Source organism: Dictyobacter aurantiacus, assembly GCF_003967515.1.
Lineage (GTDB): Bacteria > Chloroflexota > Ktedonobacteria > Ktedonobacterales > Ktedonobacteraceae > Dictyobacter > Dictyobacter aurantiacus.
On the sequence record NZ_BIFQ01000001.1, the window covers coordinates 4,543,896 to 4,556,447 of the forward strand.

Here is a 12,552-nt window from a genome sequence, read left to right on the forward strand (position 1 = left end):
TCGCTTGCTAGTAATGTTCTCCGTTGTTTATTATAGCATAGTCACCTATATATTGTAAGTGTATAGTACCTACATAAGAACCAAGTTTTATGTATACATGCGGTTCTATCGTTTTGCACGTATTGTATGCAAGCGTGTATCCCTTTTAGGGTAGAGTTTGTAGTTATATGTCAACACAGCAATAAAAGCTGTAGAGGCTTTTGTGTTTGTATTTTATTGCATAAAAATATTGCAGGTTATGCTCAATGGGCATAACCTGCAATATCCCGTGCGCTTTTTCCGGGCTGTTCTATACTAATCCGAAGATGCGTGCCAGCCAGAGGCGGAAGCCGCGTGGTTGGGGTTTCTCCTTTGAGTTGTAGTCGGCGGCCATATCGATGAGGCGCTGACGACCACGCTCCTGACGCGCGCGCTCCTCTTCGGCGGCCTCTTGAATCGAGTAGCGCTCATGCTGCTCGTCGATGGCGCGCGCGAAGTGCTCAGGTCGAATCGAGAAGCGCCTGGGAGGTGTCGCCGGCTGACCCTCCTGCCCGGCGCTATCCGTTGTTGTATTGTCGTCTGCCTGGGATGCTGTCGTCGTACTTGTTTCGTTTGCTGTGGTGGTATCGTTGCTCTCGGGTGCTTCGAGTACCGGCACGACGGAGACCTGCCCTACGGTTAAGCGGGGCGCGATCCATTCGCGCAGCGCGAACAGGGCGGCGCGGCGACAGATGGCCTCGATGTCGGCTCCACTGCGTCCGGGTGTGATGCGGGCCAGTTCTTCGATCGTCACTTCCGGCGCCACGGGTCGTCCGCGCAGGTGGACCGCGAAGATGGCGCGCCGCTCTTCCTCATCTGGATATTGCAGTTCAACCGCCAGGTCGAAGCGTCCGGGACGCAGCAGGGCGGGATCGATCATGTCGGGACGGTTGGTGGCCGCCAGCACGATGACGCCTTCGCGTCCCTCGATGCCATCCATCTCGGTGAGCAACTGGGCGATGACTCGGTCTCCGACATTGCCATCGTTGCCGCCGCCGCGTCGGGGTGCCAGCGCGTCCAGCTCATCAAAGAAGACGATGCAGGGGGCGGCTTGCTTGGCACGCCGGAACACCTCGCGAATCCCTTTCTCCGATTCGCCTACCCATTTTGAGAGCAGCTCGGGTCCCTTGATCGAGATGAAGCTGGCCTCGCACTGGTTGGCCAGGGCGCGGGCGATCAGCGTCTTACCAGATCCCGGAGGGCCCGAGAGGATAACTCCTCGCGGTGGCTCAACCCTGGCATTGGAGTAGATCTCTGGATAGCGCAGGGGCCATTCCACGCTCTCTGTGAGCATGTTTTTCGTATATTCAAGACCACCGATGTCATCCCAGGAGGTGTCGCTGACCTCGACATAGACCTCACGGGTGGTCGATGGTTCGATCTCGCGCAGGGCAGCCTGAAAATCGGCCATGCTGATATTGAGATTGACCAGCGTTTCATAGGGAATGTAGCCGCGCTGATAGTCGATGTAGGGCAAGACGCGGCGCAGGGCGATCATGGCGGCCTCACGGCAGAGCGCCTCCAGGTCGGCGCCAACAAAGCCAGGCGTTAACTGGGCCAGGCGCTGCAGGTCAACGTCGTTGGCCAGGGCCGCGTCGCGGCTGTGAATCTGCAAGATCTCCATGCGCCCTCGCATATCGGGCACGCGCAGGGCGATCTCACGATCAAAGCGGCCGGGACGGCGAATGGCGGGGTCCAGGGCATTGGGCTGGTTGGTGGCACCGATAATGACCACCTGGCCGCGTGACTCCAGTCCATCCATCAGGGCCAGCAACTGGCCGACGATGCGGCGCTCGACCTCGCCGCCGCTCTCGGCGCGCTTGGGTGCCAGCGCGTCTATCTCATCGATAAAGATGACGCTGGGGGCTTTGCGCTGGGCCTCCTGGAAGACTGAGCGCAGTCGCGATTCGCTTTCACCGTAAAATTTATTAATGATTTCGGGGCCATTGATGATAAAAAAGGTGGCCTTGGTCTCGGTGGCGACGACGCGCGCGATCAGTGTTTTACCTGTTCCTGGAGGACCATAGAGCAGAACGCCCTTTGGTGGTTCGACGCCCAGGCGGTCGAAGACGGCGGGATATTTGAGTGGCAGCTCCAGCATTTCACGGATGCGCTGTAGCTCTTTTCCCAGTCCGCCGATATCCTCATAGCCGACATGGTGGGAGGCGCCGTTGTTGGCTCCCCTAGCCTGGGCACGCACAATGGTGCCGGGCTGTACCATGACCGCTTCCACATCATTGCCCTGTGCGGGCGTTTCTACAATGGGTAGCTCACCGGTCTTCCTGGATTGCAGAGTATACGCTGGCGTGGCCGGGTTGGTGCCGATGATCAGGAATTCGCGTGGCGCCGTACCTGGCGTTCCAACGCGTAACAGATCACCAATCGTTACAGGCAGGCCTACCAGGTAGCGCGTGATGTATTGCAGATCGCTCTCCTGAATGGGGGCGCCGCCACTCAATGGCAGGATGGTGATCTTTTCGGCTGTGCTCACCCTGGCTTTGTGGACGCTAACATGCTCGCCAAGTCCAGAGGCGCTGTTCTGACGCACCTGGCTGTCCATCTGGATCGAGCGTTGCCCGCGATCGATGTTCGCGCTGGGTACGACTTTGGCGGCGGTGGTGCGCGCGCCCTCAATCATGATGATATCGCCTGCCTGGCAGCCAAGGCGCGCCATGTCAGCGGGATCGATACGCGCGGCGCCACGCCCTACCTGGAAGCCTTCGACAACCACGAACTGCATGCGTTCCGTGTCCGGATTTTTTGCGGTTTCTGAAGACGATCCGTTGGAACCGGTCGCTGTATCACCGGCGGTGTCGTTGGCGAGTCTGGTGGTTGTATGTCCCGGTGCCTGACCATCAAGCCTGGCCGTCACCTGGGTTGCTGTGTCGGAATTAGAATTATGTGTATTTGTAGTGGAAGTAGTACGTGGCTCCTCCATATATATCCTCTCTTTTCCCCATGATGACGTAAGGGGATTGCTTGTCTCATCACAGTGGATGCAACAACATATACGAGATAGTCACCAGAAAGTTAGATTAAATTACCTATTGTAAGATACATTGGGACCCCGGACCCGCCTGGCGGGTCCGGGGTCCCAATGTATCTTACAACTAGCTTATCGTCTGGCGTTCCAGAGGGTGGTACGCGCGTCCGCGCTGGAGGTGTGACCGGCGTTGACGACGGTGCGGCGCAGGAAGTAGCCACCAATTAATACCAGGGCGGAGACGAACATGCCGATGCCACCGCGCTTCCTGGCTTTGCTCTTGGTGTCCTGCTTGTTGGTGAGTAAGAAGGTCTGGATCAACCAGGGCAGGACCAGGCCACCGCCAACCATGACGCTCCAGAAGGTGCGCCCCTGTTCCCGTGGCTCCGTTCCGACCAGTGCTCTGGCGGCCCGGCCAGAGGTGCGCAGGTAGGCGAACAGACTGACCATTTCGACCAGCATGTTCATCCATTCGATGCGCTCCAGCTTGTGCAGGGTTTTGGCGGGTGCGCCGATGATGCGCAATATAAATGAGATCAAGGCGGTACTGGTTGAGAAGGCCGAGGAGACAAACAGGGCTCCCAGCATGCGGCTGCGCGACCAGACGGGGATGCTGGTTGAGGCCAGCAGCACCCCGGTATAGCCGCCGAGGAAGACGGCGAAGAAGCTGCCAGGGATGGCCAGTAGCTTCTGCGGCAGACGTGCCAACAGGCGCGCGCCCCACCAGTTACCCAGAAGGCTATCCTGGGCGGCCTGAATGACGGCGGTGAGGCCACTAAATACGGAGAAGCCTAGCAGACCCCATACGCCCATTGACATGGGTGATTTAAATTTGAAGACGCGCAGCATGTTCAGGAACTTTTCGGGTCGCCCCAGATCCTTGATCAGCAGGGGCGGACACGGTAGGAGCGCGAGCAGCGAGGCGTAGTAGCCGACGCGCGCGACCATGCGGTCCTCTTTCGAGCCAAAGAGTGAGGCGATGGTGGCCAGCACATAGCAGCCCCCGGCCAGTCCTCCCATGAAGAAGTACCAGATGATCTCCCAACTCCAGACCGGAGCCTTGAGGGCGGGATAATCATAGTAGCTCTTTTCATGTAGCTCGCGTTCTGGATCAGGCTGGTAGCCGGTGCTCAGGCGTGCCAGGGTGGCCAGCAAGCCGGGTTGTGGCGTGATGGCTGGCATCTCCACGGGCTTCCCGTTGTTCGGCTGCCCTTGTGTGTGCGGCACCTCGGAGAACGAGGTTCGTATGCTATCCATTGTACTCTTCCAGTCCTATTCTTTTTTGAAGAAGAAGATACTCATCAGGCCCATCAGAACCGCGGCGATAATAGTTCCCAGCGACGTGGGTAGCACGTGGGTGCTGGGACGGGATGGGTTGGCCGGTAGGTTGTATGTCTCTGGCTCATCCAGCAATAAAAAGAATGAGTTGAGGCCACCCTCCAGAATCTGGTCGTCCGCGCCGTAGAGCCGTGCCGAGTCTACCCCATGCTTTTGTAGCTCCCCTACGCGTTCCCGCGCATGCTGCTTGAGCGTTGCCACCTCGCCAAACTGGATCGAGTTGGTGGGACAGGCTTTGGCGCAGGCCGGTGTCATCCCGTCTTTGAGCCGATCGTAGCAGAGCGTGCATTTGTGGGCCTGTCCGTCTCCCCCGCTATCGCGGGCGATTACCCCGAATGGACAGGCGACGACGCAGTAACCGCAACCGTTGCAGATGTCCTGTTGCACGTAGACCGTGTCGAACTCGGTGCGAATAATGGCGCCGGTGGGACAGGCTTCCTGGCAGGGGGCGTTGGCGCAGTGCTTGCAGACATCGCTCTGCATCAGCCAGCGGTCGCTGCTGAAAAATGGCAGCGCCGTACCGGGCGGTGTGGCCGGTATCACGTCCTGCGCTACGGAGGACTGGAACAGGTCCAACTCGGGCAGCTTGCTAACCGGCGCGGCTGCCTGTGTCTCTGAGGGCTTGCGGCGCCCAATCTGTTCGATAAACTGCACATGACGCCATGTGGTGGCACCCAGCTGCTTTGTATTATCATAGCTGGTGCCAGTCCAGTCGGGTGTCGTGGCCGGGAGCTGATTCCACTGTTTGCAGGCGACCTCACAGGCCTTACAGCCGATGCAGAGGCTGGTGTCTGTAAAAAAGCCCATCGCTGGCTGCTCGGGCAGTGGCGGCTCTTTTTTGAGCAGGCCAAGCAGGTGTGGTACCTGCCTGACCTCGTTGGTGATGGACGAGATGGTGTCTCGTCCACGTTCTTCTATCATGATTTCCTGTCTTCCTTTTCGCTATCAAAGGCGTCCAGGACGCACATTACAGGTAAAGGCTTTCGCCTCTTCGATACTGACGTTGGGTTCCAGGACCGAGTGAGTCAGGTCGTTGGTGATGCTGCCCGTGCTCTTTCCCTGAAATCCCCAGTGAAAGGGGAGCCCGACCTGGTGTACCAGGCGGCCCCGTATCTGCAGGGGACGCATGCGCCGGGTGACCATGGCCTTCGCCTCAATCTCACCGCGCGGTGTGCTCAGTACCATCCATTCACCATGCCTGATGCCTTTTTCGGCCGCCAGTTCTGGACTGATCTCGGCGAACAGTGATGGCTGGAGCGCGTTGAGCCACGGCATCCAGCGTGTCATGGGACCACTGACGTGGTGTTCGGTCAGGCGATAGGTGGTGACGACAATTGGATAATCGGGATCATCTATCGCCGCCAGCGGATTGTCCTTGCGGTTCTTGTGATATTTGGCGGCCGGATTGCTCTGCTGTGAGTAGAGGGCGTTATGGACCGGCGACTCGGCGGCCTCATAGTGGGTCGGCAGTGGTCCATCTTTTAAACCAACCGGCGCGTAGAGCCAGCCCTTACCATCTGGCTTCATAATGAATGGATCGATGCCCGAGATGGCATCCATACCGCTGGCGCCTGGCGCGGGTCGGTAGTCGGGTGCCTTGGTAACCGGAAAATCGGGCACGTCCTTACCGGTCCACTTTTTCTGTTCCGCGTCCCACCAGATGTACTTCTTGCGTTCAGACCATGGCTTCCCCTCAGGGTCCGCCGAGGCCCTGTTGTAAAGGATGCGGCGGTTGGCCGGCCAGGCGAATCCCCACTCGGGGTTGGTCTCGCCGTCGCTGATGCGCGAGGCGGCCAGATTCTTTCCCGGCTCGGGATAGATGCCGCTATAGATCCAGGAGCCGCAGGCCGTGCTGCCATCCGCCTTGAGGGCGGTAAAGGCCGGGACGTGTGGCGCGTCGTGGAGCGTATAGCTTTTGCTCGTGCCATCGTCGTTTTTCTGGCTGACGTAGAAGCCATTAATCTCTTTAAGCACCAGTTCGGCGTCCGGTTCATCGGTCAGCCGTGAACCGGGTTCTGGCTCCGCCCGCTCGTAGTCCCAGGTCAGGGCCTGAATTGGCCGGTCTTTGGGATCGGTGCTGTCGGCGTAGAGCGTCTTGAGACGTTTGCCCAGGTCGTAGATGAACCAGAGATCTGAGCGCGCATCGCCGGGAGGATCAACCGCTTTATCGCGCCACTGCACCAGGCGCTGGGTGTTGGTAAAGCTGCCCTCTTTTTCGGTTGAGGCAGCGGCCGGCATCAGGAAGACCTCGGTCTTGATCTGTTTGGGATCTCCATGATCCGGTCCTTTATACCAGAAGGCGGCCGATTCTATTTCGTACAGGTCGCGCACGACCATCCAGTCGAGCTGGGCCAGGGCCTTACGCTGCATGCGCGAGTTGGTGCTGCCCGCGGCCGGATTCTGTCCCAGCAAGAAGTAGCCTTTGACCTTGCCATCGAGCATGTTGTAGCTGGTATTGATGTGGGAGTGGTCGCCAATGATCTTCGGCAGCCAGTGATAGCCCCAGTCGTTCTCCTCGGTGGCCTCATCCCCATACCAGGCTTTGAGCAGGCTGACGATGTATGCAGGCATGTTTGACCACCAGCCCAGCTTCATGCCGGCGGTATCGATGTATTCCGCCAGCGTTTGCTGGGTGCGTTTATGCACATGTTTATCTTTGCGCTCACCCCAGGTGGTCGCCGTTGGGTTGTGCTGGGCCTCTGGCCTTTGCGAGAGCATCTCGGCTGGCTGCGGCATATAGCCCGCCAGCAGATCATACAGGGTCGGTACGTCGGTTGAACCCTGGATCGAGGCGTGCCCGCGCAAGGCCAGGATTCCGCCGCCGGGTCGCCCGATGTTGCCGAGTAGGAGTTGGATGATGGCGCCAGCGCGAATGATCTGCACGCCTTTGGACTGCTGGGTCCAGCCTACGGCGTAGCACAGCGCCCCCGTTCGCTCACGACCGGAGTTCTCGACCAGCGTCTTTACGACGCTGAGCCACATGTCCGCCGGAACCCCGCATTCCGCCTCGACCATCTCTGGCGTGTAACGTGAGTAGTGCCGCCGCATGATCTGCAGGACGCAGCGTGGATGCTGCAGCGTCGGATCGGTCAGCGGCCGGTTGTTTTCGTCGCGCTGATAGTCCCAACTGCTCTGGTCATCATAGGTCTGTGTCTCCTGATCATAGCCCGAGAAGAGACCATCAAGATCCTCGGTATCCCTGAAGTCCTCGCGCACCAGCATGGCTGCGTTCGTGTAGTTGACCACGTAGTCATGAAAGTACGCCTTGTTTTCGAGCAGATAATGGATGATGGCGCCCAGAAAGACGATATCTGAGCCCGCGCGCGTCGGTACGTAGAGGTTGGCCAGCGCCGATGTGCGCGAATAGTGGGGATCGACATGGATGATCTTCGCCCCCCGCTCTTTGGCCTTGACCACGTTGGCGAAAGCGACCGGGTGAGCCTCAGCCATGTTGCTGCCCATGATCAGGATACAATCGCTATTGATGAGATCCTGTGGAAATGTCGTGGCCCCGCCACGTCCTACCGTTGTACCCAGACCGGGCACTGTAGAACTGTGTCATATGCGGGCCTGGTTCTCAATCGATACGATGCCCAGTCCGGCATTGAAGAGCTTCTTGATGACATAATTCTCTTCAACGTCCAGCGTGGCCCCACCCAGCGAGGCGATGGCCAGCGTATGATTGACCTCTCGCCCATCTTCCAGGCGCTCGACGAACGTCTCATCGCGCGTCTTTTTTACGCGCTGCGCGATCTGCTCCATCGCCCACTCCTGGGACTTCACCTCCCAGTGGTCGCTGTAGGGCGCGCGATAGAGCACCTGCGTCAGGCGGCTCGGATTGACGGTGTACTGGAAGGTGGCTGACCCCTTGGGACAGAGCGTCCCATGGTTGATGAAGCTATCGGGATCACCTTCGATATCGATCACCTGGCCGTTTTTAACGTAGACATTGAGGCTACAACCAACGGCGCAATAGGGGCAGACACTGTGTACGACCTTCGCCCCTCGGACGCGGGGAGCCTTCTCCCGGCTCTCCTTGCTTACTGGCTGGACCTTTGAGCCGACCTCCATCATCCTTGATAAAATATCTGGATTCGCCTGTTCTTGCATAGCCATATCCTCTCCTTATACAAAGCAAATGATATATGACATTTGAAATAATTTATTTTGTGATGGTACATGCGGCGCTGCCCGCGCTACTTTCATCCTTATCAGTGGTCTGTCTGAGCGCCCGCACCTGTAGCGTTCACAAATCCATTGTGTTGGTGTCTGTGGCGCGTGGAAGCGCACCACAGACACCAACCAAAAAACAGTGCGGCCGCGCAGCGGACGCGCGTGTGGGGGCTATCACCTGTCCCCAGCGTGACGAAAGTAACACACCCTCTCCTCTTATTATTATTGAGTAATTGTATCACCTTCCCGGGTAACTCATCGGTAATAGCGGCTATACAACATGGCTAGTACTATTTACATAGATCAGAAGTAAGCGTATACATACTGAAAATGTGTTGGCGCAGCTTGAACAACCTCGTACCTTAGTACTAATTCTAATTTTTCTAAGCATTCTAATCTTATCCTTATCTTGCTAAACCTTTTCTTATGCGTTATACTAGCCTCAAGGTAACGGCATGAGGCAAAAACAAACACCACGAGACGAATTGACATCAAATGATGGTAAATTAAGATAGTAAGCATGGTAGTAAGTCATCAGTAGAAAACTATAGAAGGGTCTAATGTTAGCGCATGGAAATGCCTCCAAAGGAAAAACGAGAAACCCCTAAATCAGAGACACGTAGCTCAAATCCAAAGACAACACGCAAGCGTAGCTTTATGGCTCGCTATGGTCTTCCTATTGCTCTGATTGTGATGGGTCTGCTGCTCCTGGGAATTGTGGGAGCAAAATACATTAACGTCTCTTTAGGTGGAACAGCAGTACAAGAGAAGCCGATTAGCAACGTTTTGAATATGGCGGATCAGCATCAACTGAAATCGGTTGTTCTCAATGGAAATGATGTCACCGCGACTAGCGTAACAGGCCAGCGGTACCATGCGGTTAAAGAAGAAGGTCAGTCGGTTACTGAGATATTTAGAAAAGATGGCGCCGTAGTCAGTATCGATAACAATCAACAGGGTCAGTGGCTGCAGGGCGTGGCCGGGCTGTTGCTTGTCTTGCTTGTGGTTGGTCTGACCTTTGCTTTTATACGTCGCAGTGGTCTGGGCGGTCAGGCTATGCCTTTCGTTCGCTCAAAGGCCAAACGCTTTTCCGAGTCCCGTCCTTCGGTCTTATTTAAAGATGTGGCGGGTGTCGAAGAAGCCAAGGTTGAGCTGCAGGAGATTGTTGAGTTTCTGAAGCAGCCTGAGCGTTTTATTTCTATGGGAGCGCGTACCCCGAAAGGTGTGCTGCTGGTAGGAGCTCCTGGCACTGGTAAAACCCTGATCTCACGCGCTGTCGCCGGAGAGGCCGGCGTCTCTTTCTATAGCGTGAGCGGCTCCGAATTTGTAGAGATGTTTGTTGGTGTTGGCGCGGCCCGTGTTCGTGACCTCTTCAAAGAGGCTAAAGACCACTCGCCCTGCATTATTTTCATCGATGAGATCGACGCCGTTGGTCGCCAGCGTACCAACTCTGGCAATGGAGGTAACGACGAGCGCGAGCAGACCTTGAACCAGTTGTTGGTTGAGATGGATGGCTTCGATAAGCAGACCAATATTGTGGTCATCGCCGCCACCAACCGTCCCGATGTGCTGGATCCCGCGCTGCTGCGTCCGGGGCGTTTCGATCGTACTGTTACCCTGGATAATCCCGACATTCGTGGCCGCCAGGCGATCCTTGAGGTACACGCCGCGGGCAAACCATTTGAAGATGGCGTTACCCTGACCGAACTGGCCCGCCAGACCGCAGGCTTCTCGGGCGCTGACCTGGCGAACCTCTTGAATGAGGCCGCTTTGCTGGCCGCACGTAAAGATCAGCCTAAAATTGGCAAACTTGAGCTGGAAGAGGCGATCTTGCGAGTGATGGCCGGCCCCGAGCGCAAGAGCCGCATGATTACAGAAGCTGAGAAGGCGATTATCGCCTATCACGAGGTCGGCCACGCCATCGTGATGCGTTCGATGCCTAATTCCGATCCGGTGCAGAAGGTCTCGGCTATCGCCCGTGGTAAGGCCCTGGGTATTACGGTACAGTCACCTGCTGAAGATCGCTACCTGATGCGCCGCTCCGAACTGCTCTCAAAGATGGCCGGAGCCATGGGTGGACGAGCGGCCGAAGAAATTATCTTTGGTGACATCACGACCGGTGCCAGCCAGGATATCGAGTACGTTACCAATATCGCGCGCCGCATGGTGTGTGAGTTTGGTATGTCCCCTCTGGGCAATGTCATGATCAAGGCTGAGTCCGAAGGTGGCAGCATGCTGAGCGCCGACCTGGCCGCGCGCATCGACAAAGAGATCTCGGTCCTCATCGACCAGGCATATGCCACCGCTCTGTCAATCCTGCGCGAGAAACAGGAGAAACTGTCGCTGATCTCCGAGCACCTGATTCGTGTGGAGACGATTGACGGCGAGGAACTGGATAGGATGCTTTTCGCAGCATGACCAGAACGTTCATCGCCCTTGAAATGAATGAACATATGCAGCGCCACCTGAGTGGATTTATCCACCAGGTGGCGCCTGCGCTTCCTGGACTGCGTTGGGTAGATCCGCGTGGCATACACCTGACCCTGGCCTTTTTGGGCGAACTAGACGATGAGCAGCTGACCCTGACCTATGAGGCCGCGCAGCAGGCTGCCAGGAAAAGCCGTCCCTTTTCCTATAGCTTAACACATCCGGGAATCTTTGGCACTCTGCGCCAGCCACGCGTCCTCTGGATGGGCATTGACGAGCCTTCCGGTGCCCTGCAGTACCTGTACCGTCTGCTGCAGAAGGAACTGGTTCAGCGCGACTTCACAGGGGAGTCACGTCCGTTTTCGCCCCACCTGACACTGGCCCGTGCGAAAGCGCCTCTTAATCCAACCGAGCAGGCCGCCCTGCAAAAAATCCTGGCCCCCAACTACAAAGCAGGCTCAACGCAGCCCTACCCCGCCAGCCATATCCACGTCATGAAGAGCGAACTCTCACGCACCGGCGCCACATATACCGTCCTACAAGAATACTCCCTACAATAAGGCATCACAATGCATTCAACATAACATGCTGGCGCACCTTTGAGGGGGAGATGAGATCGTTGGTGGAACGTATGCGCCCGGGCAGGGGGCCGCTTCGCGGCAAGCGCCCGCAAGGTGCGCATCTACGATCTTCATTTTGTTAAATTGGAGGTATTGCCCCTTATGCATGTCCTGGTGTTGTGCCCTGCCAGGCAAAGCACCATTTTATGTGTGGTGTTGTGCCCTGCCAGGCAAAGCACCATTTTATGTGTGGTGTTGTGTCCTGCCAGGCAAAGCACTATTTTATGTGTGGTGTTGTGGCACATGGTCGGCATCGCCGACCATGTGCCACAACACCACACATAAAACAAAAAGGCTGGTTGTTGCCTGCGGCAACAACCAGCCTTTTTGTTTTTATCTTATTATTCCTATTTGGAGCTATGTTCATCTAGTATAACATAGAAATCACTTTATAAGCAAGCCTCTGAATGTTAAATATATGTAATAAACGTACATAACCCGCTGTGGTGACGTGTATGCTTTCTCCAAATATGCGAAAAAGGGCACCAATTGGCTTGACAACCAATTACCAGGTGATGTATCCTCGAAAACAACAAAGAGATATTGCAGAATGCTCTGGCAAAGTTGCTATTGGTGTATCTGTAAGTACACAAATTACTCCAAAAAATTATATTCATTTACACAGCATGTTTTGGTGGAAACAGGAGAGAGAAACGATGGCAATGTCATATGGAATGGAGATAGCGATGGATGCTAATCAACGTCCCTCTCGACATATGCCCTTTTTCATGCCTGCCCAAAGTATGGCTGCAAGCGCAAACGCCACAACCACTATCTTGAAAACCGACGTGATTACGTCGGTTTCTTTGTTTGTGCTTATTCCCTTATTGCTTCTCGTTACCCCTGTTATAGGGCTTGTGGTTCTTATTAGCCTCCTTATTAGCCTCCTCCTTATGGGCCTTACCGGACTCATAGGGCTTGAGAGTCTGGTAGGGCGAATCGTACAGCTAGCCACAAGAAATGCACAGGGAGATTAAACGGGAGCAAAGGCGC

The 12,552-nt window shown here is 56.3% G+C and carries 7 protein-coding genes; 3 read left to right on the forward strand and 4 right to left on the reverse strand.

Features of this window, described 5'->3' with window-relative positions; all coding sequences use genetic code 11:
* Positions 1-289: 289 nt before the first annotated feature.
* The 4 genes from KTT_RS18270 to fdnG all read right to left on the reverse strand — a co-directional run bounded on the left by KTT_RS18270 (position 290) and on the right by fdnG (position 8,413).
* Positions 290-2,956, reverse strand: a complete 2,667-nt coding sequence (locus KTT_RS18270) for a CDC48 family AAA ATPase (protein WP_126597361.1) — start codon at positions 2,954-2,956, stop codon at positions 290-292.
* Between the two features lie 177 nt (positions 2,957-3,133).
* Entirely contained in the window at positions 3,134-4,258 is a 1,125-nt protein-coding gene (gene nrfD / locus KTT_RS18275; protein WP_126597362.1) for an NrfD/PsrC family molybdoenzyme membrane anchor subunit, read from the reverse strand.
* Between the two features lie 15 nt (positions 4,259-4,273).
* Positions 4,274-5,260: a 4Fe-4S dicluster domain-containing protein gene (locus KTT_RS18280; RefSeq protein ID WP_126597363.1), complete on the reverse strand. Its 987-nt coding sequence runs from the start codon at positions 5,258-5,260 to the stop codon at positions 4,274-4,276.
* A gap of 24 nt (positions 5,261-5,284) precedes the next feature.
* On the reverse strand, positions 5,285-8,413 hold the full coding sequence (gene fdnG, locus KTT_RS18285; protein WP_268904534.1) for a formate dehydrogenase-N subunit alpha: 3,129 nt from the start codon (positions 8,411-8,413) through the stop codon (positions 5,285-5,287).
* 669 nt (positions 8,414-9,082) lie between these two features.
* On the opposite strand from fdnG, the gene ftsH reads away from it, so the two are divergent.
* The 3 genes from ftsH to KTT_RS18305 all read left to right on the forward strand — a co-directional run bounded on the left by ftsH (position 9,083) and on the right by KTT_RS18305 (position 12,536).
* On the forward strand, positions 9,083-10,930 hold the full coding sequence (ftsH, locus tag KTT_RS18295) for an ATP-dependent zinc metalloprotease FtsH (protein ID WP_126597366.1): 1,848 nt from the start codon (positions 9,083-9,085) through the stop codon (positions 10,928-10,930).
* Positions 10,927-11,499: an RNA 2',3'-cyclic phosphodiesterase gene (thpR, locus tag KTT_RS18300; protein WP_126597367.1), complete on the forward strand. Its 573-nt coding sequence runs from the start codon at positions 10,927-10,929 to the stop codon at positions 11,497-11,499. The genes ftsH and thpR overlap by 4 nt, the downstream gene beginning before the upstream one ends.
* 515 nt (positions 11,500-12,014) lie before the next feature.
* Positions 12,015-12,536, forward strand: coding sequence for a hypothetical protein (locus KTT_RS18305; protein ID WP_126597368.1), 522 nt, complete (start codon positions 12,015-12,017; stop codon positions 12,534-12,536).
* Positions 12,537-12,552: the final 16 nt, after the last annotated feature.